Raw genomic sequence first — 24,902 nt, forward strand, 5'->3', positions numbered from 1 at the left:
GTCTCCGGTATCTCTCCGGCGGGTCCGGACGGTTCCAGACGCCGTCCGCCCCTCCGCCGGTCCGTGCTGCCCGGACACCGATCCGCCCTTCCCGACGCGTTGGAGAGTCAGCCCATGCAGGAACAAGTCCGCTCGTTCGTCCTCGCCACCCTGGCCGCGATGAACTACGACGTCTCGCAGGTCACCTCGGAGACCGACCTGGGCCCGGCCGGGCTCGATCTGGAGTCGCTGGCGCTGGCCGACCTGGCGGTGCAGGTCGAGGAGGAGTTCGGGGTCCGCTTCGAACTCGACGACATGGAGTCGACCGCGCTGATGACGATCGACGAGTTCGCCGCCGAGGTCGCCTCCCGGATCGCCAAGTCCGCGGTGGGCTCGGCCTGATGGGCGTCGACCGACCGGCCCCGCAGGGCCCGCTCGACCGCACCGCGGTCCGCTCGATGCTCGCCCGGTACGGCGACCGCTCCCCCGAACAGGTCGAGGAGGAACTCGGCTCGCTGGAGCTGACCTGGCTGATCGCCGAGGTCGAGCAGGCGTACGGGGTGCAACTCGACCTGGACGACGACCGCCTGGACGCCATCCGCACGGTGGACGACGCGGCCCTGGCGCTCGGTGCGGTGCTCGCCGCGGCGGGCGCCGGGACCGGGACCGGGACCGGGGAGACCGTCGGGGTCGCCGGGGTCGCCGGGTCATGACTACCGCCGCTCTCCGGGACGGTCCGCCGCCAGGCGCCGTGCTGGTCGCGGGAGTCGGGGTCCGCTCGGCGTTCGGCGCGGGGCTCGCGGCGCTGACCGAGGGCGTGCTGGCCGGCCGGCCGGCGTTCTCCCCGGTCACCCGCTTCGCCACCGACCTGCGCCGCACCGACCTGGCCGCGACCGCGGCCGGATCGCCGCGGCTGGCCGACCAGTTGACGGCGGTGCTGGCCGAGGCGGACGCCCTGGCCGATCCCGGCCACGGCCGGACCCCGGACGGGGGCGCCGACGAGGTGCTGCTGGCGCTGCACGGCGACCGGCGCACCGGGCCGGTTGCCGCCGAGGTCGCCGCCCGCACCGGGCTGCGGCCCCGGGTCTACACCGGGGCGTGCGTCGCCGCGTCCACCGCGGTGGCGGACGCCGCCGCACTGATCGCCTCCGGCCGCCGGGAGCGGGTGGTGGTCGCCGCCGGCTACCTGGTCGAGCCGGACACCTTCGCGGTGTTCGACGCCGGCCGGGCGCTGTCCACCGACGGCGCGGTCCGGCCGTTCAGTCTCGGCCGGCAGGGCATGCTGCTCGGCGACGCCGTGGTCGCGGTGGTCCTCGAGTCGGCTACGGCGCTGCGCCGTCGCGGCGGCAACGCCCTGGCCCGGCTGGCCGGTTGGGGACGCACCGGGGACGCGCACCACGTCGTGCGGCCGCGTCCGGACGGTGCCGGGCTGGCCCGGGCAGTGCGCTCCGCACTGGCCCGCGCGGGCGCCGGCCCGGACCGGATCGGCTACGTCAACGCCAACGGCGCGGGCTCCAAGCTCGGCGACCGGGCCGAAGCGGCCGCGCTCACCCTGCTCTACCCGTCCGGCACCCCGCCGGTCAGCTCCACCAAGTCGCTGCACGGCCACGCCCTCGAGGCGTCCGCGCTGCTGGAGTTCGCCGTCACCGTCGGCGTGCTGCGCGCGGGCCGGCTGCCGGTCAACGCCGGCTGGCGGGCCCCGGACCCGGACTGCCCGCTGGAACTGGTCCTCGACCTGCCCCGGCCGGCCGCCCCGGAACTGGCCCTGACCGTCAACGCCGCGTTCGGCGGCGCCAACACCGCCCTGCTGCTGGCGCCCGCATGAGCGCCGCCCGTCCGCCCGCCAAGGCCACGCCGTGATACCGACCGTCAACTCCCCTTCCACCGAAGCACGTTCGGCTCGCCGGACGTCCGACCCGCCGCTCCGGGTGCTGGCCCGCGCGCACTGGCCGAGCAGTCCCGGCGACCAGCTGCCGCCGATCGCCGGGTTCGTGGTCTCCACCTTCAGCCCCCTGATCGCGGAGGCCGCCGAACGCTGCCTGCGCCTGGCCTACGGTCCGCCGCCCGCGGCCGACGCGCCGCGCACCGCCCTGCTGCTGGTCAGCCCGACCGGCGACCTGGGCACCGCCGACGCGCTCGCCGAGGCCGTCGCCGAAGGCCACCGGGTGCCGCCGCTGCTCTTCTACCAGTCCAACCCGAACGCGGTGCTCGGCCACCTGGCCGCGCGCTGGCAGCTCGACGGCCCGGTCGTCGCGCTCGGCCCCGGCTTTCACGATACACGTCAACTTCAGGAACAGGCAGCCCTGTTGATCGAGGACGGCGACGCCGAGCAGGTCCTGGCGATCACCGCCGTCCAGGGCCCGCCGGACCACGCCACCGCGGTCCTGCTCGCTCCCTGACCGCACCCGACCCCGCCTCGCGCACCGCGGCCGCGCGAGAACCCGACTCCCCCTCCCGCACCACGACCAGAACGGGAACCATGAGCATCCGCACCCTGCGTGCCGTCCTGTCCGCGGACCCGTCCGTCGGCGCCGGCAACGTGCTGACCACCCGCGTCGAGCAGGGCCTCGGCCTGGACTCGCCGACCCTGACCTTCGACACCGCCGTCGACGAGCACCCCGCCCTCACCACCCTGACGCTGCGTCAACTCGACCGCGCCGTCCGCGCCAGAGCCGCCGCGCTGCACGCCCTCGGGGTGCGCCGGCGCGACCCCGTCGCGGTGCAGGCCTCCGCCGCGGCCGACCAGGTGCTGGCCTTCCTGGCGCTGACCCGGCTCGGCGCGATCCCGGCACTGCTCAACCCGGCGCTGGACGCGGACACCTCGGCCCGCTACCTGCGCCGGTTGAACGCGGCCGGGCTGCTCGCCGACACCGCGCACGCCAAGGCGCTGGCCGACCAGGACTTCGGCACCACGCTGCTCGCCGACACCGCCGAACTCGGCGCGGGCGACCCGGAGTCGGCGCCCGCGCCGTACCGGCACTGGCCCACCGACCCGGTGGCGATCACCCACTCCTCCGGCACCACCGGCCTGCCCAAGGCGGTGCTGCACTCGCACGACAGCCTGTACGCGGCGATCCGCCACCGCCTGCTGCTGCCCCGCCCGCAGGGCATCGACCGGGTGCTCAGCGCGCTGCCCGCGCCGCACGCGGCGACCCTGATCGCGGTCAACCTGGCGCTCAGCTTCGACTCCCAACTGCACCTGATCTCCAGTCAGTCCGGCGGTGAGGTGCTGAACGCCATCGAGCGCTGGCAGCCGCAGAGCGTGTACGGCTTCGCCACCACCTGGGCCGACCTGGCCCGGCACGACCTCGCGCGGCGCGACCTCGCCTCGGTCGGCCTGTGGTGGAACACCGGCGACTGCGCGCACGAGGCACACATCCGCCGGCTGGTCGCCCAGGGCTCCCGGGAGACCGCCACCCGCGAGGGCCGGGTGCGCACCGCCGGCTCGGTCTTCATCGACGGCCTGGGCTCCTCCGAGATGGGCCACTCGCACTTCTTCATCACCCACACCGTCGACTCCGAGCGCTACGGCCGCTGCGTGGGACGCCCGCACGCCTTCGTCGACTGCGCGGTCCTCGACCCGGACGGCAACGAGCTCGGCCCCGGCGAGGTCGGCGAGCTCGGCACCCGCTCCCCCACCCTGTCGCTCGGCTACTGGAACGACTCGGTCACCACCCACCGCACCCGGGTGCGCGGCTACTTCCTCACCGGCGACCTGATGTACCGCGACGAGGACGGCTACTACTACCACGTGGACCGCGCCGTCGACACGGTCGAGCTGACCGGCGGCCGCCGGTTGCACACCGCCGCCAGCGAGGAGCGGGTACTGACCGCCTGCCCCGAGGTGCTGGACTGCACGGTGGTGGCGTTCCGCGACGGCGACACGGTGGTGGCGGACGTGCTGCTGCAGCTCGACCCGGCCGCCGACCAGGAGCGCGACCGCACCGCCGAGGTGCTGGCCGCGCTGGAGCCGCACGTCGCCGAGGTGGTCCGCTCGGTGCAGCCGGTCGCCGACGAGTCGATCCCGGTCGGCCCGACCGGCAAGGTCCGGAAGGTGCTGCTGCGCCGGCGCCACCTGGCCGAGGCCGGGGCGCGGTGAGCGCCGCCGCGGCGGTGGTGACCGGCATCGGGTTCCTCACCCCGCTCGGCCGCAGCGTCCCCGAGGTGTTCGAGTCGCTGGCGGCGGGCCGCTCCGGGCTGGTCGCCCCGCCCGAGGGCCACCCGGCCGCCGGCTGGCTGCGCGCCGCCGGGATCGCCCCCGAGGTGCCCGCCGTCGAGGTGCTGCCGCCCACCGAGACCCGCTGCGCGGACCGCTTCGTGCTGCTCGCCCTGGCGGCCGCGGCCGACGCGCTCGCCGACGCCGAGCTGACGGTCGGTCAGCACGCCGACCCGGAGCGGGTCGCGGTGGTGCTGGCCACCGGCGGCGGCGGGCTGGAGACGTACGAGCAGCAGGCCGACGGACGCCGGCAGCGCGGCCGGGCCGCGGTCAGCCCCTACCTGCTGCCGGGGATGCTCTCCAACATGGCGGCCGCCCGGATCGCCATCACCCACGGCATCCGCGGCTACAGCTCCGCCGTGATCACCGCCTGCGCGGCGGGCGCGCAGGCCGTCGCGGAGGGGCTGCGGCTGATCCGCGGCGGCGAGGCGGACGTCGTGGTGTGCGGCGGCAGCGAGGCCCCGCTGCACCCGACGATCGCCGCCGCCTTCGACAACTCCCGTGCACTGGCCTCGGGTTGGGACGATCCGACGCAGGCCTCCCGGCCGTTCGACGCCCGCCGCAACGGGTTCGTGCTCGGCGAGGGCAGCGCGGTGCTGGTGCTGGAGCGGGCCGAGCACGCCGCCGCCCGCGGCGCCGCCGGGTACGCGGAGGTGGCCGGCTGGGGCGCGACCACCGACGCCCACCACCCGACCATGCCCCGCCCCGACGGGTCCGGCGCGGCCGCGGCGATGCGCCTCGCGCTGCGCTCGGCCGGCCTGGACGCCGGCGCGGTCGACTACGTGAACGCGCACGGCACCGGCACCAAGCTCGGCGACCGCGCCGAAGCCTCCGCGCTGCGCGCCGTGTTCGGCCCCGACGGCCCGTCGGTCAGCTCCACCAAGGGCGCGACCGGCCATCTGCTGGGCGCCGCCGGGGCGGTGGAGGCGGCGGTCTGCGCGCTGGCCGTCGCCGAGGGCGTCCTGCCGCCCACCCTCAACCTCGAACAGCCGGACCCGGCGGACGGGTTGCGGCACGTGCGCGGCGCGGCCGAGCGCCGCCCGGTGCGGTACGCGCTGTCCAACTCCTTCGCCTTCGGCGGCCACAACCTGAGCCTGGTGTTCGGTCCGCCGAGCATCCCGGCCAAGCACCTCGGAGGGACCTCATGACCGGCCCGGGCCTCGCCTACGCCGAACTGTACGTGGAGGACGCCCACAAGTACGCCGCGCACCTGCGCGACGCCTGGGGGTTCACCCTGACCGCGCCGGCCGCCGTGGCGGCGGGCACCGAGCAGGTGCTGGCCCACCAGGGCGCGATCCGGCTGCTGCTGACCTCGGCGGTGGACGCCGAGCACCAGGTCGCCGAGTGGGTGCGGCGGCACGGCGACGGCGTCGCGGTGCTGGCGCTGCGCTTCACCGACCGGGTCGCGGCGGCCTCGGCCGCCGAGCGGGCGCTGAACGCCGGCGGCGGCTGCCTGGACGGTGCGGGCACGGTGGCCGGGTTCGGCGACGTGGCGATCCGGTTCACCGCCGACCCGGACCCGCTGCCGGCCGACGAACTGCCCGGCGAGGGGCCGCTGGTGCTGCTCGACCACGTGGCGGTCGTGGTGCCCGGCGGGCAGTTGGACGCCGGGGTGGAGTTCGCCGCGCAGGGCCTCGGGTACCGGGAGATCTTCCGCGAGTACGTGGAGATCGGCGACCAGGCGATGGACTCGCGGGTGGTGCAGAGCCCCGACGGCTCGGTGACCCTCACCCTGCTGGAGCCGGACACCGCGCGCAGCCCCGGCCAGATCGACGGCTTCCTCGACGCCCACGGCGGCGCCGGGGTCCAGCACCTGGCCTTCGCCACCCGCTCGATCACCGCGTCGGTACGGGAGTTGGGCGAGCGCGGGGTGGTGTTCCTGACCACCCCGGGCACCTACTACGACGCACTGGAGGGCCGCCTCGGCCCGACCGCCATCCCGGTCGCCGAGCTGCGCGAGTTCAACGTGCTGGTCGACCGCGACCACGGCGGCGAGCTGTTCCAGATCTTCACCCGCTCCATCCACCCGCGGCGGACCCTCTTCCTGGAGCTGGTCGAGCGGCGGGGCGCCGGCACCTTCGGCACCGCCAACATCAAGGCCCTGTACGAGGCGGTCGAGCGCGAGCGCGCCGCCGCGGACAGCTGAGAGGAGTGACCCACGTGACCACCACCATCGAGCCGTTCACGCTGACCGACGAGGAGTCGGCGCTGCTGCCCACCACCGAGGAGGTGCTGGAGTACGCCGAGCGCGGCTGGTACCTGTCGCGGCGGCTGTTCAGCGACGCGGAACTCGACCTGCTGCAGGCCGCCACCGAGCGCTACTACCGCGGCGAGCGGGACCGTGAACTGCCCGGCCGCCCGCCGCACCTGGCGTCCTGGACACCCGCCGACGGTGCGGTGCAGCGGCACAACGACTACGTGCACTACGAGCACGAGGAGATCGGCCGGATCCTGCGCAAGCCGCTGCTCGGCGCGGTCGCCGCCCGGCTGGCGCAGGCCGAGGAGATCCGGGTCTTCCAGGCGACGCTGATCTTCAAGCCGCCGGTCGCCGACGAGCCGAGCAACGTGGTGCCCTGGCACTTCGACAAGCACTACTGGCAGACCTCCACCTCGCAGCGGATGCTGACCGCGTTCCTGCCGTTCCACGACTGCACCACCGAGATGGGCACCATCACCATGGTGGACGGCAGCCACCGCTGGGAGGAGCGGCCCGGCGGCGACGACTCGACCCGCCACTTCGCCGAACGCGACCGCTCGGAGCTCGACCAACTCCTCGCGGAGAACGCCGAGTTCAACGGCGCCGCGGTCAACCGCATCCCGGTCGAGATCCCCCGCGGGCACGTCTCCTTCCACCACTGCCGCACCTACCACGGCAGCGGCCCCAACCGCTCCGCCCAGCCCCGCCGGGCGGTCTCGCTGCACCTGCAGGACGGCGGCAACCGCTACCGCTCGTTCCTGAAGCCGGACGGCAGCCCGGTGGTGTACAACCACGACGCGGTGGTGCGCCGCGACGCGGACGGCCGACCGGACTACGCGGACCCGGAGTTCTGCCCGGTGTTGTGGCGGTCCGGCCGGTGAGCCTGCCGCACCTCGCGGATCCGGCCGGCCGGTACCGGATGATCCGGCTGATCCGCTCGTTCGAGGAACTCGCCCTGGACTGGGTGAAGTCCGGACTGATCGTCGGCGGCACCCACCCGTACATCGGGCAGGAGGCGGTCGCCGTCGGCGTGTGCGCGGCGCTCGACCCCGACGACCAGCTGACCTCCACCCACCGCGGGCACGGCCACGTGCTCGCCAAGGGCGCCGACCCGGCCCGACTGCTCGCCGAACTGGCGGGCCGGGTCGGCGGGTTGAACCTCGGCCGGGGCGGCTCGATGCACGCCGCGGACTTCTCGCTGGGCATCCTCGGCGCCAACGGCATCGTCGGCGCGGGCGCGCCGATCGCGGTCGGCGCGGCCTGGGCGTCCCAACGGCTCGGCCGGCCCCGGGTGGTGGCCTCGTTCTTCGGCGACGGCGCGCTGAACCAGGGTGTGCTGCTGGAGTCGCTGAACCTGGCCTCGATCTGGCGCGCGCCCGTGCTGTTCGTCTGCGAGAACAACGGCTACGCCACCACCCTGCCGGCCGCCGCGGCGGTCGGCGGGTCGGCGCGCGGCCGCGCCGAGGCGTTCGGCATCCCCGCCGAGACGGTGGACGGCATGGACGTGGAGGCCGTCCGCGCCGCCGCCGAACGCGCGGTGCGGCGGGCGCGCGCGGGCGGCGGCCCGAGCTTCCTGGAGTGCCTGACCTACCGCTTCGAGGCGCACCACACCATGGAGCGCCGCTTCCGGCTGGCCTACCGCACCGCCGAGGAGGTCGCCGCCTGGCGCGAGCGCGACCCGTTGGCCCTCGCCCGCCGGGCGGTGGCCGCCGAGAAAATCGACGCGATCGACACCGAAATCACACAACTACTGGCGTCCGCCTCCACTTTCGCGCAAGAATCGGCCGTTCCTGACATCGCGTCAGCGGACGACTTCCTGTACGCGAGCGGGCTGCGGCCCAGGGCGGGGGCACCGGCATGAGCCTGCTGTCGTACGCCAAGGCGATGAACCGGGCGCTGTCGGACGCGTTGGAGCGCGACCCGGCGGTGTGCGTGCTCGGCGAGGACGTCGGCGCGGGCCTGGCCGGTCTGACCCTCGGGTTGCAGCAACGTTTCGGCGCCGACCGGGTGGTGGACACCCCGCTGTCCGAGCAGGCCTTCACCTCCGCCGGGATCGGGGCCGCGCTGGCCGGGATGCGGCCGGTGATCGAACTGCAGATCCCCTCGCTGCTCTTCCTGGTCTTCGAGCAACTCGCCAACCAGGCCCACAAGTTCTCCCTGATGACCGGCGGCCAGGCCAAGGTCCCGCTGACCGTGGTGGTCCCCGGCTCCGGCTCCCGCACCGGCTGGGCCGGCCAGCACTCCGACCAGCCGTACGGCCTGTTCGCGCACGTGGGCATCAAGACCCTGGTGCCGGCCACGCCCACCGACGCCTACGGGCTGCTGAGTTCGGCGATCGAGGACGACGACCCGGTGGTGCTGTTCGCCCCGGCCGGCGCGCTCGGCGTCCGCGAGGACGTCACCGCGCCGCTCGCCCCGGTCCCGCTCGGCGCGGCCCGCGTGCACCGGGCCGGCACCGACGTGACGGTGCTCGCCGTCGGGCAACTGGTCCACCACGCCCTCGCGGTGGCCGAGGAGTTGGCGGACGAGATCTCGGTGGAGGTGCTCGACCCGCGCACCCTGTACCCGCTGGACCGCGCCGCGCTCGCCGACTCGCTGGCCCGCACCGGCCGCCTGGTGGTCGCCGACGACTCCAACCGGTTCGCCGGCTTCGCCGCCGAGGTGCTCGCCGTCGCCGCCGAGGACTTCCGCCTGCTGTCCCCGCCCCGCCGAGTGACCCGCCCCGACGGCGCGGTCCTCCCCTTCGCCCTCGGCCTGGACCAAGCCCTCCAGCCGAGCCGCGAGCAGCTTCGCGACGCGATCCGCGCCGTCGTGAAGTGAGCCGCAGCTGCCGCCACCACCGGCAGCCCCCCGTTTCCCGACCCTCCACACCACATGGGAGAGCTTCGCCATGAGCACCGACCGCTACCACTGGGACAAGACCCACCCCGGCCTCACCTCGCTGCGCGAGTCGATCGAGGAGGTCCGCCGCGAGGTCGTCACCCACCCGATGTACCTCTCCCTGAACACCCTGGAGAAGGTGCGGACCTTCCAGGAGACCCACGTCTTCGCCGTGTGGGACTTCATGTCGCTGCTCAAGGCCCTGCAGCGGCAGCTCACCTGCGTCTCGCTGCCGTGGCTGCCGGAGGGCCCGACCGCGAGCCGGAGACTGATCAACGAGATCGTCCTGGTCGAGGAGAGCGACGAGCTCGGCGACGGGTACATCAGCCACTTCGAGCTCTACCTGGACGGCATGGCCACCGCCGGCGCGGACACCACCGCCGTGACGGCCTTCCTCACCGCGCTCCGGGCCGGCCGCCCGGTCGACCAGGCGGCGAAGGACGCCGGGATCCCGCAGGCCGCCGCCGAGTTCACCGGCGTCACCTTCGGCATCATCGAGGACGCCCCGGTGCACTGCCAGGCCGCCGCCTTCGCCTTCGGCCGCGAGGACCTGATCCCCGAGATGTTCGAGCAGGTGATCAGCATCGACGACGCCGAGGGCCGGCTGACCGTCTTCAAGGACTACCTGGCCCGGCACATCGAGGTCGACGGCGAGCAGCACACCCCGATGGCCATGCAGATGCTGATCGACCTGTGCGGCGACGACCAGGCCCGCTGGGACGAGTGCGGCGAGACGGTCCGCGCCGCGCTGCGCGCCCGGGTCGCGCTGTGGGACGCCATCACCGCCGCGCTCTGACCCCGCTCCCATCCGCCGGGCGGTCGGTGCACCCGCCGCCCGGCCTGATGGGGCGTCAGGCGTCCTGGCCCAGCCACAGGTCCGGCCCGAACACCTCGTAGTGGATGTCGGCGGCGGGCACCCCGGCGGCCAGCAGCCGGGCCCGGACGGCTCGCATGAACGGCAGCGGCCCGCACAGGTAGGCGACGGTGCCGGCCGGGACGCTCACGCCGCCCAGGTCGACCAGGCCGGTGCGCTCGGCGGGCCACTCGCCCTCCGGGTGCTCGTACCAGACGTGCGCCTGAGCGTCCGGCAGCTTGGCCACCAGCTGGTCGAGTTCGGCGCGGAAGGCGTGCGAGGACTGGTCGCGGTCGCCGTGCACGGCGATCACCCGGCGGGTGGCGCCGGTCTCGGCGAGATGGCCGAGCATGCCGATGATCGGGGTGCAGCCGATCCCGGCCGAGGCCAGCAGCACCGGCCGCTCGGCGTCCTCAAGCGACACGTCGCCGAACGGTGCGCTGACGTCCAGCGTGTCGCCCACGTCCAGGTGCCGGTGCAGGTGGGTGGAGACCTCCCCGTCCGGCGCGCCGGCGACCCGCTTGACCGTGATCTGCAGCCCGCCGTCCGGCCGCCCTGAGAGGCTGTACTGGCGGATCTGCCGTGCGCCGTCCGGGAGTTCGACCTGCACCGACACGTACTGCCCGGGCCGGTGCGGCGGCACCGGCCCGCCGTCCGCCGGGTGCAGCAGGAAGGTCGCCACGTCCGCGGTCTCGGCGGTCCGCGCCGCCACCCGGTAGGGGCGGCGCTCGCCCCTGGTGCCGCTCTCCTCGTACAGCCGCCGCTCGATGGCGATCAGCGCGTTGGCCATCAGCCAGTACACCTCGTCCCACGCGGTCGCGACCTCGGGGGTGACCGCGTCGCCGAGCACCTCGACGATCGCCGCGAACAGGTGCGTGTGCACGACCGGGTACTGCTCGGCCGTCACGCCCAGCGACGCGTGCTTGTGCGCGATCCGCGCCAGCATCGCGTCCGGCCGCTGGTCCGAGTGCTCGACCAGCGCGGTGGCGAACGCCGCTATCGACCCGGCGAGCGCCTGCCGCTGGGTACCGGCCGCCTGGTTCCCGCGGTTGAACAGGTCCCGCAGCAGCTCCGGGTGGGCCTCGAACAGCCGCGCGTAGAACCGGCCGGTGATCTCCCCGATCGCCCCGCCCACCACGGGCAGTGTGGCGCGAACCGTCTGCGCGGACTTCTCGGACAGCATCCTGACTCCAAACTCGCATCTGAGATGCGGATTAAAGGGAATGGGAAAGCCTTTTCCAACCCGGGCCCGGAAACGCCTACCCGACTACCCGGGCGGGGCGTGACGCGGCAGGCCGAGCAGCACCGGCCCGGTCGGCGGGCCGACCAGGTCGTCCACCGTGAGCGGGTCGAGGGTCTGGTAGAAGGCCTCCTGCGCCCGGCGCAGCGCGCCGCGCAGGCGGCACGCGTGCCGCAGCGGGCAGGGCGGCTCGTCCTCGCAGCCGACCACGTCGCCCTCGCCCTCCAGCTCCCGGACCAGTCGGCCGAGCGACCCGGTCCGGCCGTACGAGGTGAGCGCGAGCCCGCCCCCGCGTCCGCGCCGGGCCTCGACCACGCCGAGGTGCTGGAGCCGGCTGACCACCTTGGCCGCGTGGTGGTAGGGGACGTCCACCGCCTCGGCCACCTCGCGGGTGGTCGGGGTCTCGTCCGCACCGAGGACCGCCAGGCGCATGGCGATGCGCAGGGCGATGTCGGTGTGCTTGGTCAGCCTCACGTCGACGACTCTAGCTAATCCGTATCTCAGATACCAATTAGTCGGGCGGCTACCGGTTACTCGGGGCGGCGCGGTCGCTCCTGCTGCCCGTGATCCTGCTCACCACCGTGCGCCGTCCCGCCGGGAGCGGCCCGCACACCCATAGGCTCGGCTGGACCGCAGCAGCCCTGAACCATGACGGAGGCCCAGGTGACGGCACGCCAGCTCCTCGATCTGCTGGTCGACCCCGGCAGTCTGCACAGCTGGGACGAGCCGATCACCACCGACCATCCGGACCCGGAGTACCGGGCCGCGCTCGCCCGCGCCCGGGCGCGCACCGGGCTGGACGAGGCGGTGCTCACCGGCCGGGCCCTGGTCGACGGGCGGCCGGTCGCCCTGATCGCCTGCGAGTTCGGGTTCCTCGGCGGCTCGATCGGCGTCGCCACCGCGGAGCGGATCACCCGCGCCGTCCTGCGCGCCACCGCCGAACGACTCCCGCTGCTCGCCCTGCCGGTCTCCGGCGGCACCCGGATGCAGGAGGGCTCCGCCGCGTTCCTGTGCATGGTCCGGGTCACCGCCGCGGTCCACGCCCACCGCGCCGCCGGCCTCCCGTACCTGACCTACCTGCGCAACCCCACCATGGGCGGTGTCTTCGCCTCCTGGGGCACCCTCGGCCACCTGGTACTCGCCGAACCCGAGGCCCGCCTGGGCTTCCTCGGTCCGCGCGTCTACGAGGAACTGCGCGGCGAACCGCTCCCGCCGAGCGTCCAGCGCACCGAGACGCTGGCCGCCAACGGCCGGGTGGACGCCGTCGTCCCGCCCGAGCGGCTGCGCGACTTCCTCACCCGCGCCCTCACCGTCCTGACCGCGCAGCCGGGTTCACCGGCCGCCGCCCCGGAGGCCTCGGACGCGGCGATCCCGGAGGTCCCGGACGCGGCGAACACCGAGGCCCCGGTCGCGGCGATTCCCGAAGTGTCGGCCGCAGCGATCCCGATCCTCCCGTCGCCGCCGTCCGACGCCTGGGAGTCGGTGCTGCGCACCCGCCGCCCCGACCGCCTCACGGCACTCGAACTGCTGCACCACACCGCCGAGTTGTTCCTCCCGCTGGACGGCGACAGCGCCCTGGTCCGGGCCCTGGCGCTGATCGGCGGCCACCCGGTGATGGTCGTGGCCCAGCAGCGGCCCGCCCCCGGCGCGCCGGAACTCCCCTTCACGGCGGCCGACTTGCGGGCCGTCCGGCAGCAGGCCCAGATCGCCGAGGAGCTCGGCCTCCCGCTTCTCACGGTCATCGACACCACCGGCGCCGAACTCTCCGTACAAGCCGAACTCGACGGCATCGCCCTGGAGATCGCGCACTGCCTGACCACCCTGGTGGGGCTGCGCTCCCCCGTCCTCGCCGTCCTGCTCGGCCAGGGCACCGGCGGCGGCGCGCTCGCCCTGCTCCCGGCCGACCGGGTGATCGCCGCCCAACACGCCTGGCTGGCACCGCTCCCGCCGGAGGGCGCCTCGGCGATCGTCCACCGCGACGGTGAGCACGCGCCCCAACTCGCGCGCTCCCAGGGCATCACCGCCACCGCCCTCACCGCCACCGGCCTGGTCGACCAGGTCGTCCCGGAGACCGACGACCCCGCCACCCTGCGCGACGCGCTCGCCGCCGCCGTCACCGCCGCCCTCGCCGACCTCACCCGGCTCCCCGCCGCCGAACTCCGGTCCGCCCGCACCACCCGCAACCGCCACCTCGGCGGCCCGAGCTGAGCCTCCCGTCACCACGGCCCGGGCACCAGGCTCCGATTGTCCGGTAGTGCGAGTGGGGTCAGGTTCTACAGTGGCCGCCGTGTCCGAGAATCCGTGGTTCCGCCCTCCCCGCTACTACCACTGGTACAGGTTCGGCCCCGGCGAACTCGCCTTCCTGTCCGCGCTCCGGAAGCGCACCGCCGACTGGACCCTCCCGGTGACCCACAGCGAGGTGATGCGCAACGAGGACGAAGCCGCCCTGCTGGCCGTCGCCCACGTCAGCGACCCGGAGCGCAGGACCCACCTGGCCACCTTCGGGGTGCACATGGCCGGCCCCACGGTCCGCGGCGACCTGATCCATGGTCACCATGAGATGTACTACCTCCCCGAGGAGCCGACGGACCTGGCCATGGAGGCGACCGGCACCTCCCGGGTGCTCGCCGAAGCCGCAGCCGCGTGGTTCGAGACCGTCCTGCAGACGCCCGTCGTGCGACACGAGTGGGAACACGACGGCCAGGTCTACGCCGAGCGGTACGTGTTCGCCGACACCGGGGAGGGGCTGGTCGCGATGTACGACAAGAGCCTCGCGCCGCGCGAGGTGACGGACTCCCTGCTCCCCTACAACTACGGAGCCGGCCGCTCCTGGGTCGACGTGGGCCAGTTGGGCCGATTCGCCGACCCCGCCCGCACGGAGCAGGTCTGGGGCCGCCCCCTCACGTGACGGCCGGACCCGCGCGGCCCCTCGACACACCGAGCCGCCGGGTTCAGGAGTCGTCCGACCGTCAGAGCAGGCGGCGCAGCAGGCCGGACTTGCGGGGGGTGAAGGGCGGGTAGGCGAGGCGGAGGGGGTCGGCGAGCAGGGGCTTGTCGAGGACGGCCTTGGTGTGGCTGAAGGTGTCGATGGAGCGGATGCCGTGGTAGGCGCCCTGGCCGCTCTCGCCGACGCCGCCGAACGGCAGTCCGGGGACGGTGAGGTGGGCGTTGGGCACGCCGAAGGCGAGGGCGCCGGAGGAGGTCTCGGCGGCGAGCCGGCGCTTGGTGTGCGCGGAGGCGGTGAAGGCGTACAGCGCGAGCGGCTTGTCGCGGGCGGTGATGAAGGCGATGGCGGCGTCCAGGTCCGGGACGCGGACGATCGGCAGGATCGGGCCGAAGATCTCCTCGCGCATCACGGGGGCGTCCGGGTCGACGTCGGCGAGCACGGTGGGGGCGAGGTAGCGGGTGGCGCGGTCCTGGTCGCCGCCGGTGACGATCCGTCCGTCGGCGAGCAGCGGGGTGAGCCGGTCGAAGTGGCGCTCGTTGACGATCCGGCCGTAGTCGGCGCTGCGGGCCGGGTCGGCACCGTACATCTGGCGTATCGCGGCGGTCAGGTGCGGCTCGATCGCCGCGCCGGCCTCGCCGACGGCGAGGACGTAGTCGGGGGCGACGCAGGTCTGGCCGGCGTTCATGAACTTGCCCCAGGCGATCCGGCGGGCGGCGGTGGCCAGGTCGGCGCCGGGTTCCACGACGGCGGGGCTCTTGCCGCCGAGTTCCAGGGTGACGGGGGTGAGGTGGCGGGCGGCGGCGGTCATCACGATGCGTCCGACGGCGCCGTTGCCGGTGTAGAAGACGTGGTCGAAGCGCTGTTCCAGCAGGGCGGTGGTCTCCGGCACGCCGCCTTCGACCACGGCGACGGCCTGCGGGTCGAGGGCGCGGGGCAGCCAGTGGGCGAGCGCCGCCGAGGTGGCGGGGGCGAGTTCGCTGGGCTTGACCACCGCGCAGTTGCCCGCGGCGAGCGCGCCGATCAGTGGCGCGAGCGCGAGCTGCAGCGGGTAGTTCCACGGGCTGATCACCAGCACGGTGCCGAGCGGTTCGCGCACCGTGCGGGCCCGGGCCGGGCGCAGCGACAGCGGCACGGGGACCCGGCGGGGCCGCAGCCAGCGGTCGAGGTGGCGCAGGGTGTGGTCGATCTCGTTGATCGTGAACCCGATCTCGGTGGTGTACGCCTCGGTGGCGCTCTTGCCGAGGTCGGCGTGCAGAGCCTGCGCGAAGGCGGCCTCCTGCTCGACCAACAGGGTGCGCAGCGCTCGGAGTTGGGCCTTGCGCCAGGCGAGCGGCCGGGTCCGGCCGGAGGCGAAGGCGGTGTGCAGACGGGCGACGGTGGCCGCGGGGTCGAACGACCGGCGGTCTTCGGTGAGGGCGCTCATGCGGCGAGCATAAACGAAACGAAACGATTTCGTTTCTACTTTGGGCATCTAGACTGGCGACATGGCCCGCTCCACGCCCCCGACCGCCCCGCAGACCACCCCCGGCTCCCTGCCGTCCACCCCCGGCTCCCCTCCGTCCGCTCCCGTCGCCGCGCCGCGTCGGGGCCGGCCCCGGGACGCGGGGCGCGACCGGGCGCTGCTGGAGGCCACCCTGGCGGTGCTGGCGGAGAGCGGTTACGGCGGGCTGACCACCGCCGCGGTGGCGGCGCGCGCGGGGGTCTCCACCGCGACGCTGTACCGCCGTTGGTCCTCGAAGGAGGAGCTGGTGATCGCGGCCGCCGCCGTGCACACCCCCACCGACACCGACACCCCACCAGGCACCGGCACCCTGGCGGGCGACCTGCGGGTCGTCCTGCACGACAAGGCCACCACCGTGACGGGCGAGAGCGGCCGGCTGATGCGGGCGCTGATCGGCGAGGCCGCGCACAACACCGCGCTGGCCGAGGCGCTGGCCACCGCCTTCCTCGCCCCGGTCTACCGCCGGGTCACGGCCGTCGTCCACCTCGCCGTCGAGCGCGGCGAGATCCCGCCCGTCGAGGACGCCGACCTGCTCGGCGAGGTGCTCCTCGGACCGATCATGACCCGGTTCTTCCTCACCCCGCAGTCCCCCGCCGAGGTCGACGCAGCCACCGCCCGCCACACCGCCGACCGCCTGCTCCCCTTCCTCCTCCGCGCCTTGGGCGGCACCGTCCCCCCGGACGCCTGACGCCCCGTCGACCCTGCTGTCCGCCGACCGGGCGCCCCGTCAAACCTGGGCGCGTAGCCAGGAGTCCAGCGCGGCGAAGTCGTCGTCGGTCAGTCCGGTCCGCGGATCGACCCGGCGGAGGAGTGCGGGCGCGGGGTGGTGGGCGGCGACCCACGAGCGGTCGGCGGGGGTGATCTCGTCGTCCACCCAGGCGAACGGCTGACCGGCCGCCCAGGTCACCAGTGGGCGGGTCTTCCAGTGCAACCCGGCCTCGACGTCGCGGATTTCGTCCTCGGTCGGGTCCGGCCAGTCGATCACCGGCAGCGGCGGCAGGCCGAGGAGCGGGGCGACGCAGGCGTTGGCGTCCGCCATCCACGTGGTGGCCCACACCAGTCGGCCGGGCAGGGCGGCCAGCCGGGGCCCGTTCGCCGGGTCGAGCCGGGACAGTAGCGGGCTCGCCACACCGACCGCCGCGATGATCTGACGCTCGGTCAGGCGGGCCGGGTACTCGTCGGCTTGCCCGCCGAACGGGATCAGCGGACCGTCTACGTCGAGGAAGATGAGCGGCTGCGCGTCCATCCCGCCGATTCTGCCGCACCACCGCTCCACGCCGCCCGACCGCCGGGTCGGTCACTGCGCGGCGTCCTCGGCGACCAGCACGCGCCTGCCCGCACGCGGAGACGGCGTCAGGCCGACCCGGACCGGACGCGGCTCGGCTCCCCGGCGTCGGCGCCGGTCGACTTCGCGTCGGCGTCGCGCCACCAGCGGCGCGACGCCAGCGCGGCCAGCCCGGCCCCCGCGGCGTTGACCAGGACGTCGTCCACCGAGGACACCCGGTCCAGCTCGAAGACGTACTGCGCGGTCTCGACCAGCACCGAGCAGGCCGCCCCCAGCGCCAGCGCCCGCCACGCCGATGCCAGCCGGGCGAACCGCATCGGGCCGAAGAACCCCAGCGCCGCGAAGACCAGCAGGTTTCCGCCGATCTGCAGCGTCGCTCCCAGCGGCCCGGCGGCGACGATCTCGAACAGGTCCCGCAGCGGGACCAGGCTCACCCGCTGGCGCGAGGCGTCGCCGGCCCGCTCGCCCGGCAACAGGATCATCCAGACCCACGGCAGCGTCCCGTAGACCATGCCGACCTCGGCCAGCGACCGGCGCCACGCCCACCCAGGCGCCGTACCGGCGGCCCGCCGCCGACGCGCCAGCGCCCACACGCCGAGCGCGGCCGGAACAAGCCCGGCCAGGGCGAGGAACACCACGCCGTTGAAGGTGAAGACCCAGGGCTGCCACCCGCCGCGACGGTGCAGCGGCCGCTGCACGTAGAACGCGACGAACAGCACGGCGAGGATCGCCGGGCCGGCCAGCACGATCCGCCGGATGCGGCGGGCGGGTGCTGACAGTGATGCGGTCTGGTCCATGGCTCCACCGGAGTCGGAAGGCTGGTGCGAGAGCGTACGCGACTCGCGGTACGCCCGGGATGCACGGGATACACCGGACCAGACGCCCGCGCCCGGCATTCGGTTCAGCGGTCGGCGCGGGCCCAGCCGTCCGGTGGGCGCAGTTCCGCCGCCTCGCCCTGGAACGTGACGCGGCCGCGGGTGAGGACGTAAGCCAGGCTATCGGCGGTGAGCGCGGGTGGCAGGGACTGCTCGGCGACCACCACCGTGCCACCGTCGGTGGCGAGTTGACGCAGGGCGGTGTGGAGGCGGGCGACCGCGGGCGGGGCGAGGCCCCGGGCGGGTTCGTCGAGCAGCAGGACCCGGGGGCGGGCGAGCAACGCGCGGGCCAGGGCGACCAGTTGCTGCTGCCCGCCGGAGAGGGTGCCGGCGGGGCGGGTCAGCAGGGGCGGCAGCTCGGGGAAGAGCGCACCGGCCTCGGTACCGGTGGGCGCGCCGAGGCCGAGGTTCTCCGCGACCGTCAGCGAACCGAAGACGCCCCGCTCGGGCGGGACCAGCCGCATCCCCGCCCGCACCCGACGGGGCACCCCCCACGCGGTCACCTCCCGGCCGTCCCAGCGCACCTGCCCGACCGCCGGGCGCAGCGCGCCGGACAGGGCGCCGAGCAGACTGCTGCGCCCGGACCCGTTGCGCCCCAGCAGGACGGTCACCCGCCCAGGCGGGAACACCAGGTCGATGCCGTGCAACGCCTCCAGCAGGCCGTACCGGACCGTCAACCCTGCGCACTCAAGCGTCACCTGGCACCTCCACGCACACAGTCAGGTCGTGGACGGCTGTGGCGAGTCGGCCGGCCGGCTCCGGGGCACGGTCGGCCTCCGGCCGGGCGGCGGCGAGGGCGCTGCGATGCATCGTCACTCCCCACTCCACAGCCGCGCCAGCGCCGCATCGGCGAGAACCCCGGCCGCGGGCCAGCACGTGAACGGTGTCAGCGAGCCGGCCGATCAGATCCGGGGCCCAGTCGGCCTCCGGCCCGGCGGCGGGGGCGCTCCGACGCATCGTCACTCCCTGCCCCACAGCCGCGCCACCGCAGGATCGGCGAGGACCCCGGCCGCCGGACCGGCGGCTACCACCCGGCCGCGGGTCAGGACGTGGACGGTGTCGGCGAGGCGGCCGATCAGGTCGGGGTCGTGTTCGACCACCAGCAGGGCCAGGCCGTCGGTGGCGAGGGCGCGCAGGGCGGTGGTGAGGCGGGCGGTCTGGGCGGTGTCGAGTCCGGCGGCGGGTTCGTCGAGCAGCAGGACGGTGGGTGCGGCGGCCACGGCCCGGGCGAGTTCGACCAGCCGCAGCGCACCGGGCGGCAGCCGGTCCGCGGGCCAACTCGCCTGCTCCGCCAGGCCGAACAGGTCCAGGGCGCGCCGGGTGGCGTCCCGCGCGGCGGCGTGCGGTGGGCCGCCGCCGAGCCGGTGGCCGACGGCGCGGGAGGCGGCGGCCGCGCGGAGGCGGGCGAGTCGCAGCCGGGTGCCGTGCAGGCCGGGGTGGGCGGTGCGGCCGTGTTCGGCGCCGAGCAGGACGTTGTCGGCGACGGTCAGGTCCGGGAAGACGGCGAGCTGTTGGAAGGTGCGGGCGAGGCCGAGGCGGGCGCGGGCGTGGTCGGGCAGGCCGGTGACGTCCCGTCCGGCGAGCACCACCCGGCCCGCGTCGGGTCGCACCGCGCCGGCCAGGCAGTCGAACAGAGTGCTCTTCCCTGCCCCGTTGGGCCCGACCAGGGCAGTGATCCGCCCGGCCGGCACGGTCAGATCGACGCCGTCGACGGCGGTGAGGCCGCCGAATCGGCGGACGATGCCGTGGGCGCTCAGCGGGTCGTCCGTCACGGCTCCGCCCGGCGGGTGTCGCGCCCCGGCTCCCTGCCACGGCCGGACGGTCGGCGACGCCCGCTACCGACCGCGCCCCACGGCCCGCTGGTCGTGTGATGCGCCTCCATCCACGCCGCGACGGTGTCCGCACTGAAGGTCTCCGTGGTGACGGCGTCCGCAAGGTCAGCCAACGCGGTCCCTCCGCTCCGCTGTCGGCATGCGCTCGCGCTCGCGCTCGCGCAACGACCGTCCCAGTGGCGTGAGTTGGTAGGCGGGACCGGCGGGGACGCCGGTGAGGCGGTGGAGCAGGCCGGTGACTCCGCCGGGGAGGTGGCCGAGGGCGGCGGCGAGGGTGCCGACGACGAGGGCGGAGACGCCCGTGACGGCGCCGGCGTCCAGTCCGATCAGGAGGGCGGCGGCGAGGATCGCGCCGGCGGCGCTGTCGGCGCCGACCACCACCACGGCGGTGAACCAGAGCAGGCCCCGGACGGGGTCGAAGGTGGCGGGTTCGAAGCCCTGACCGCCGATCGTGAACAGCGCTCCGCCCAGCGCGGCGATCCCGGCACCGGCCATGAAGACCAGCAGCTTCAGCCCCGGGACGTTCACCCCGGCCGCCGCCGCACCGGCCTGGTGGTCGCGCATCGCGGTCAGCGCCCGTCCGAGCCTCCCTCGTCGGAGGAGTTGAGTGACCGTCAATCCAACCACGAGAAAAGCGAGTTCGACCGCGTAGAACGCCCGGTCCTCCGACGGGAGGCCCGAACGGCTCACCGAGAGACCGGTGGTGGCGTACGGCTGGTCGAAGACCAGGCGGCTCAGCGCGGCGCCGATGGCGAAGGTGGCGAACGCCAGGGCGAGACCGCGGCGGCGGATCGCGGGCAGGCCGGTGAGCAGTCCGAACAGGGCGGTGGCAACGGTGGCGAGCAGCAGGGCGGGGAGCGCGGGCAGAGTGCCGAAGCCGGGGATCCGGCCCGAGGTCAGCAGGGCGGTACCGAGGGCGCCGAGGCCCGCGTACCCGGCCTGGCCGAGCGAGATCTGGCCGCCGTACCCGGTGACGACGACCACCGAGAGCAGGACGAGGGCCAGGGCGGGGACGTCGAGGGCGTGCCGAAGGTCCTCGGCGCGGAACTTCAGCGGAATCAACAGCAGTACTGCACAGCCGAGTTGGAGCAGCACGGTACCGGCGACGGTGGGGCGCGGGCCGGGCAGGACGGCGGCGGCGCCCGGGTCGGCGGGGGTCCGCCAGGGCAGGAGCGCGGCGACCAGGAGTGCCACGGCGAACAGGTTGGCCTGCAACGCCTCGGCGAACGGCAGGAGTTGACCGATCGGACGGTACTGGGTGAGTTCGGCCTGGGCGATGCCGAGGGCCAGTCCGGTGGCGACCGCGACGGGCAGGCTGCGGAGCCGGGCGGCGACGGCGACCACCATGGTCTCCATCACCAGCAGCGGCAGGCCGTACGGGTCGAGGAGCAGCAGCGGCGCGAGCAGCACGCCGACCAGGCCCGCGGTGAACGAGCCGAACGCCCATCCGGCGGCGGAGACCGCGTCGGCGTCGACGCCGGACAGTTCGGCGAGCCGGCGGTCGTCGACGACCGCCCGCAGCCGGATCCCGAACCGGGTACGGGCGCTGACCCAGCCGACGGCGGCGGCCAGCGCGAGGACGGTGGCGAGTTGCAGCACCGTGTCCAACCGCAGGGTGTGTCCGGCCAGGTGCGCGAGCGCGGTACCGGGGAGCAGGGCGGGCGCGTCGCCGAACGGGGTGGTCCCCCACAGCAGCACGGCGACACCGATCAGCAGGACGAAGACACCGAGGCTCGCGACCAGCGTCTCGGCCGCTCCGGCCCCGCGCCGCTGCAACGGCCGGAACACCGCCCGGTCGAGCAGCACCCCCGTCGCGGGCGCCACCACCAGCAGGCAGAGCAGCGCGGCGGGCGCCACCGGCCAGTGCCACACCACGACGAGCTCGCGCAGCAGGTACGCGGTGACCATCGCCTGCGCCCCCTGCGCCAGGTTGAACACGCCGGTCGCCCGGTACGTGACCACCAACCCGACACCGCTCAGCGCAGCCGCACTGCCGACGGCAACCCCGGCCAACGCCAGATCGACGGGCAGACCGCCACTCATCCCGACCCCCCACCCGGCGGCCGCTCCCCGGAGAGGCCCTCACTGGAAGGGGCTTCGCCCGCCGAGGGCCGGCGCGGCGCGGCCTCGGCGGACCCGGCGTCAGCGCTCGCCGCCTCCGGCGGCTCGCAGACCGGGCACGGGGCCAGTGCGCGGGCACGGATCTCGGCGGTGGTCACCGTGCGGGCGCCGGCCTTGCCTGCGACCAGTGGGCAGGCGCGCCGGTGGTGGAGCGTGCCGTCCGGCAGCGCCACTGACGGCCCGTCATCCGGACCGGCGGGGGCGGGAGACAGGCCGCCACCGCTCGGCTCCGGTTCGACCAGCAGCGTCAGCAGCCGGTCGAGACGCCACCGGAGGTCGTCGGCCGCGTGGCGGCGGGCCGTGGCCACCACCGCGCCGGCCACGATCAGGGCGGCGCCGGGGATGGTCGCGGACGCGAGGTAGGGCACCTGGCGGGCCGTCACGCTCTCGCCGGAGACCGCGTACCAGCCGAGTACGCACAGCAGCGCACCGGCCGCCGACAGCAACCATCCGGACCTCTCGCGCAGCGCCCGACGTCCCGCGTGTCGCTCGTCCCCGCCGCTCCTGCCCGTGTCCATCCCTGCTCTCCAGCCCGCCCACCGGGGTCGAATTTGGCCAAGATGTCCTACAAAGCGCCAGATATTGCGAGTCCTCCGCATATCGTCCTTCATGGTCTCACCCGCGCCGCGCCGCGCCGCGGACCGCAACGCCGCCACCGCGGCGGTCCGCACCCGCGGCGTCACCACCCCCGGACCCCAGACCCCGGACCAGGAGACCAAGCCCCAGCCCCCAGCCCCCACACAGCAGGAACGCGGTGAGATGCGGATGCGTCACCAGCACAACGCGGCCCCCGCCGGCTCGCGCCCACCCCACACCCCCGTCCCGCGCCGTCGCGGCGCACTGCTCCGCCTGACCGGTCTGCTGTTCGCGCTGCTCCTCGCGGTCGCGGCGTGCAGCAGCGGCAGCGGGAGCAGCAGCAAGAGCAGCTCACCGGCCACCCCACCGGCGACCACCACCGCTCCGGCTTCGCCGAGCGCCTCCCCGAACGCCTCGGCCACCGGCACCGCGCCCGCGGACCCGGCGGCGGCGAAGGCCTCGATCACCGCCAACTGGGAGAAGTTCTTCGACCCGGCGACCTCGCTGCCGGACAAGGCCGCGCTGCTGCAGAACGGCGAGCAGCTGGCACCGGTGCTGCAGGGCTTCGCGAGTGACCCGCGGGTCGGGCAGGTGAAGGCGACCGTCACCAACGTGCAGTTCACCTCGGCGACCACGGCGGCGGTGACCTACTCGCTGTCGTTGCAGGGCGCCGTGGTGCAGCCCGACGCCTCCGGCCAGGCGGTGCTGGAGAACGGCACCTGGAAGGTGTCCACCAGCACGCTCTGCGGCCTGGTCCAGCTCAGCGGTGGTGCCACCACCGCAGTGCCCGGCTGCAGTTGATCGGGCCCGGTTGATCGGCTTCCGGGTTCCACGGCACCCGACACGAGAGCCAGCACGGCAGCCGGCAAGGCACCCGGCACGGCGGTCGGCCACAGCGCTGGCCGCCGTGCTGCTGGCCCTCACCGCCGGGTGCGGCACCCGGCTGCCTGCAACCGCTTTCCCCGCACCGTCCGGAAACGCCGGAGCCTCCTCGAACGGCGGCGCGACGAACGGCGGTGCCACCGACGTCGGGGTGACGGCGGCCGAGGTGAAGGTCGGTGTGATCACCTCGCTCACCAGCCCGGTCGGCAGCGAGACCTTCGCCGGTCCGCGGTTCGGCGCACTGGCCTTCTTCCAGTCGCTGGCGGAGCACGGCGGACTCCACGGCCGCACGGTCAGGGTGGTCACCTGCGACGACGGCGGCAGCGGGGTCGGCAACCAGGACTGCGTGCACCGCCTGATCGACCGGGAGCGGGTGTTCGCGCTGGTCTCGGGCAGCGTGCTGGACTACGCGGGCGCCGGGTACGTGAGCAGCCGCGGCGTCCCGGACGTCGGCGGCCAGCCGATCGGCACCGCGTACGACCGCTGGCCGCACCTGTACTCGATCTACGGCAGCAGTTCGCCGCGCGACGGCCGCGCGGTGGGCTGGGGCGGGACGCTGTACCAGAGCACCGAGGTCTACCGATTCTTCAAGCAGCGGCTGAACGTGCGCAGTGCGGCGGTGGTGGCCTACAGCCAGGCCGATTCGGCGCGCTACGCGGCGCAGTTGGAGCAGGGGCTGCGGGCGGAGGGGTTCCGGGTGCTGAGCCAGCGGGTGGATCTGGCGCTGCCGAACTTCCAGGCGGTGGCGGCGGCGATGCGGGCCGACGGCTCGGAGCTGCTGTTCGACGCGATGGACACCCGGGGCAACGCGGCGCTGTGCCAGGCGCTGGACGCGGCGGGGGTGCGCCCGGTGGCGAAGGTGACCAACGTGCAGAACTGGTCGGAGACGGCGCGCGCCGCGTACGCGGACGCTCCGGGCTGCCGGGACGTGCTGTGGGCGACCTCGTCCTCGCGCAACTACGCCGACACGGCGGTGCCTGCGGTGGGCGAGTTCCGGGCGGCGATGGCCCGGTACTACCCGGAGCGGGAGGCGTTGGTGTCCGCCTGGGAGCTGGAGGGCTGGGCGGGCGCGCAGTGGCTGGCGGACGCGATGGACTCCTGCGGCGCGGACCTGACCCGGGCCTGCGTGGAGCGGTTCATGGACCGGGCCGAACCGTACGACGCGCACGGCCTGTTGATCCCGGCCTCGTTCGCGCCCGCGCCGCGCCCGACCGGGGCGACCAGGGCGTGCCTGAACGCGGCCCGCTGGCAGGACTCGGCGGCGGGCGGCCGGGGCGGCTGGGTGACCCAGGTGCCGGACATGGACGACAACTGCTTCGAGGTGCCACAGCTGCCGTACCAGCCCTGAGATGCCACCAGCCCTGAGGCTCCGCAGCTGCCGTACCGACCCTGAGGCTCCGCATGCCGCATCTGCCCTACCAGCCCTGACGAACCGGCCGCCGCCCCCCGTGTGGCCAATGTCGCACCTCGGGTTTGCCCAGCTCGGGGGCGGTGCGGCGGGGGCTTGCCGGTAGGCTG

Annotated in this window: 25 protein-coding genes; 16 read left to right on the forward strand and 9 right to left on the reverse strand. The window is 74.7% G+C overall.

All coding sequences use genetic code 11. The features are described 5' to 3' along the window. The first annotated feature begins 114 nt into the window (after positions 1-114). From ACWD4U_RS14800 to ACWD4U_RS14850, 11 genes are all read left to right on the forward strand, one after another. The gene (locus ACWD4U_RS14800; protein WP_363448948.1) at positions 115-381 is read left to right on the forward strand and encodes an acyl carrier protein; all 267 of its coding nucleotides are present in this window, start codon (positions 115-117) and stop codon (positions 379-381) included. After that, positions 381-692 carry an acyl carrier protein gene (locus tag ACWD4U_RS14805; RefSeq protein WP_363448947.1) on the forward strand — a complete coding sequence of 104 codons (312 nt, stop codon included), beginning with the start codon at positions 381-383 and terminating at the stop codon, positions 690-692. Before ACWD4U_RS14800 ends, ACWD4U_RS14805 begins: the two co-directional genes overlap by 1 nt. After that, positions 689-1,804, forward strand: a complete 1,116-nt coding sequence (locus tag ACWD4U_RS14810) for a beta-ketoacyl synthase N-terminal-like domain-containing protein (protein WP_363448946.1) — start codon at positions 689-691, stop codon at positions 1,802-1,804. The genes ACWD4U_RS14805 and ACWD4U_RS14810 overlap by 4 nt, the downstream gene beginning before the upstream one ends. Before the next feature lie 103 nt (positions 1,805-1,907). Next, on the forward strand, positions 1,908-2,378 hold the full coding sequence (locus ACWD4U_RS14815; protein ID WP_363448944.1) for a beta-ketoacyl-[acyl-carrier-protein] synthase family protein: 471 nt from the start codon (positions 1,908-1,910) through the stop codon (positions 2,376-2,378). Between the two features lie 80 nt (positions 2,379-2,458). Then, on the forward strand, positions 2,459-4,078 hold the full coding sequence (locus ACWD4U_RS14820; protein ID WP_363448942.1) for a class I adenylate-forming enzyme family protein: 1,620 nt from the start codon (positions 2,459-2,461) through the stop codon (positions 4,076-4,078). After that, the gene (locus ACWD4U_RS14825; protein ID WP_363448940.1) at positions 4,075-5,343 is read left to right on the forward strand and encodes a beta-ketoacyl-[acyl-carrier-protein] synthase family protein; all 1,269 of its coding nucleotides are present in this window, start codon (positions 4,075-4,077) and stop codon (positions 5,341-5,343) included. Before ACWD4U_RS14820 ends, ACWD4U_RS14825 begins: the two co-directional genes overlap by 4 nt. Next, positions 5,340-6,341 (forward strand): VOC family protein, encoded by a 1,002-nt coding sequence (locus ACWD4U_RS14830; protein WP_363448938.1) that lies wholly within the window; start codon positions 5,340-5,342, stop codon positions 6,339-6,341. The genes ACWD4U_RS14825 and ACWD4U_RS14830 overlap by 4 nt, the downstream gene beginning before the upstream one ends. 14 nt (positions 6,342-6,355) lie before the next feature. Further along, positions 6,356-7,273, forward strand: coding sequence for a phytanoyl-CoA dioxygenase family protein (locus tag ACWD4U_RS14835; RefSeq protein WP_363448936.1), 918 nt, complete (start codon positions 6,356-6,358; stop codon positions 7,271-7,273). Further along, positions 7,270-8,253 (forward strand): thiamine pyrophosphate-dependent dehydrogenase E1 component subunit alpha, encoded by a 984-nt coding sequence (locus ACWD4U_RS14840; protein ID WP_363448934.1) that lies wholly within the window; start codon positions 7,270-7,272, stop codon positions 8,251-8,253. The genes ACWD4U_RS14835 and ACWD4U_RS14840 overlap by 4 nt, the downstream gene beginning before the upstream one ends. After that, positions 8,250-9,212: an alpha-ketoacid dehydrogenase subunit beta gene (locus ACWD4U_RS14845; RefSeq protein ID WP_363448932.1), complete on the forward strand. Its 963-nt coding sequence runs from the start codon at positions 8,250-8,252 to the stop codon at positions 9,210-9,212. Before ACWD4U_RS14840 ends, ACWD4U_RS14845 begins: the two co-directional genes overlap by 4 nt. A gap of 70 nt (positions 9,213-9,282) precedes the next feature. Next, positions 9,283-10,068 (forward strand): DUF3050 domain-containing protein, encoded by a 786-nt coding sequence (locus ACWD4U_RS14850; protein WP_363448930.1) that lies wholly within the window; start codon positions 9,283-9,285, stop codon positions 10,066-10,068. Positions 10,069-10,123: 55 nt separating this feature from the next. On the opposite strand, the gene ACWD4U_RS14855 is transcribed toward ACWD4U_RS14850, so the two are convergent. Next, a complete protein-coding gene (locus ACWD4U_RS14855; protein ID WP_363448928.1) occupies positions 10,124-11,308 on the reverse strand; it encodes a globin domain-containing protein in 1,185 nt (394 codons plus the stop codon). An 84-nt stretch (positions 11,309-11,392) separates the two neighbouring features. Then, a complete protein-coding gene (locus tag ACWD4U_RS14860) occupies positions 11,393-11,839 on the reverse strand; it encodes an RrF2 family transcriptional regulator (protein ID WP_363448926.1) in 447 nt (148 codons plus the stop codon). A gap of 189 nt (positions 11,840-12,028) precedes the next feature. Here ACWD4U_RS14860 and ACWD4U_RS14865 point away from each other — a divergent pair, with 189 nt between their 5' ends. Then, a complete protein-coding gene (locus ACWD4U_RS14865; RefSeq protein WP_363448924.1) occupies positions 12,029-13,573 on the forward strand; it encodes a carboxyl transferase domain-containing protein in 1,545 nt (514 codons plus the stop codon). 79 nt (positions 13,574-13,652) lie between these two features. Beyond that, the gene (locus tag ACWD4U_RS14870) at positions 13,653-14,273 is read left to right on the forward strand and encodes a hypothetical protein (RefSeq protein WP_363448922.1); all 621 of its coding nucleotides are present in this window, start codon (positions 13,653-13,655) and stop codon (positions 14,271-14,273) included. Between the two features lie 61 nt (positions 14,274-14,334). Here the strand turns inward: ACWD4U_RS14870 and ACWD4U_RS14875 are convergent, their stop codons facing one another. Beyond that, positions 14,335-15,735: an aldehyde dehydrogenase family protein gene (locus ACWD4U_RS14875; RefSeq protein WP_363448920.1), complete on the reverse strand. Its 1,401-nt coding sequence runs from the start codon at positions 15,733-15,735 to the stop codon at positions 14,335-14,337. Between the two features lie 61 nt (positions 15,736-15,796). On the opposite strand from ACWD4U_RS14875, the gene ACWD4U_RS14880 reads away from it, so the two are divergent. Next, on the forward strand, positions 15,797-16,501 hold the full coding sequence (locus ACWD4U_RS14880; protein WP_363448918.1) for a TetR/AcrR family transcriptional regulator: 705 nt from the start codon (positions 15,797-15,799) through the stop codon (positions 16,499-16,501). A gap of 39 nt (positions 16,502-16,540) precedes the next feature. Here the strand turns inward: ACWD4U_RS14880 and ACWD4U_RS14885 are convergent, their stop codons facing one another. The 6 genes from ACWD4U_RS14885 to ACWD4U_RS14910 form a co-directional block, all read right to left on the reverse strand. Next, positions 16,541-17,059, reverse strand: a complete 519-nt coding sequence (locus tag ACWD4U_RS14885; RefSeq protein ID WP_363448916.1) for an HAD domain-containing protein — start codon at positions 17,057-17,059, stop codon at positions 16,541-16,543. Between the two features lie 107 nt (positions 17,060-17,166). Continuing rightward, positions 17,167-17,895: a VanZ family protein gene (locus ACWD4U_RS14890; protein ID WP_363448914.1), complete on the reverse strand. Its 729-nt coding sequence runs from the start codon at positions 17,893-17,895 to the stop codon at positions 17,167-17,169. 104 nt (positions 17,896-17,999) lie between these two features. Further along, on the reverse strand, positions 18,000-18,671 hold the full coding sequence (locus ACWD4U_RS14895) for an ATP-binding cassette domain-containing protein (RefSeq protein ID WP_363448912.1): 672 nt from the start codon (positions 18,669-18,671) through the stop codon (positions 18,000-18,002). 261 nt (positions 18,672-18,932) lie between these two features. Further along, complete coding sequence (locus ACWD4U_RS14900; protein ID WP_363448910.1) at positions 18,933-19,745, reverse strand: ABC transporter ATP-binding protein; 813 nt, start codon at positions 19,743-19,745, stop codon at positions 18,933-18,935. Between the two features lie 165 nt (positions 19,746-19,910). Continuing rightward, positions 19,911-21,848, reverse strand: coding sequence for a branched-chain amino acid ABC transporter permease (locus ACWD4U_RS14905; protein ID WP_363448908.1), 1,938 nt, complete (start codon positions 21,846-21,848; stop codon positions 19,911-19,913). Continuing rightward, positions 21,845-22,444, reverse strand: coding sequence for a hypothetical protein (locus tag ACWD4U_RS14910; RefSeq protein ID WP_363448906.1), 600 nt, complete (start codon positions 22,442-22,444; stop codon positions 21,845-21,847). Before ACWD4U_RS14910 ends, ACWD4U_RS14905 begins: the two co-directional genes overlap by 4 nt. A gap of 91 nt (positions 22,445-22,535) precedes the next feature. Here ACWD4U_RS14910 and ACWD4U_RS14915 point away from each other — a divergent pair, with 91 nt between their 5' ends. Beyond that, positions 22,536-23,303, forward strand: a complete 768-nt coding sequence (locus tag ACWD4U_RS14915) for a hypothetical protein (protein ID WP_363448904.1) — start codon at positions 22,536-22,538, stop codon at positions 23,301-23,303. A gap of 106 nt (positions 23,304-23,409) precedes the next feature. Continuing rightward, a complete protein-coding gene (locus tag ACWD4U_RS14920) occupies positions 23,410-24,732 on the forward strand; it encodes an ABC transporter substrate-binding protein (RefSeq protein WP_363448902.1) in 1,323 nt (440 codons plus the stop codon). The last annotated feature ends 170 nt before the right edge of the window (positions 24,733-24,902 follow it).

This window comes from Kitasatospora sp. NPDC002522, from assembly GCF_053595195.1.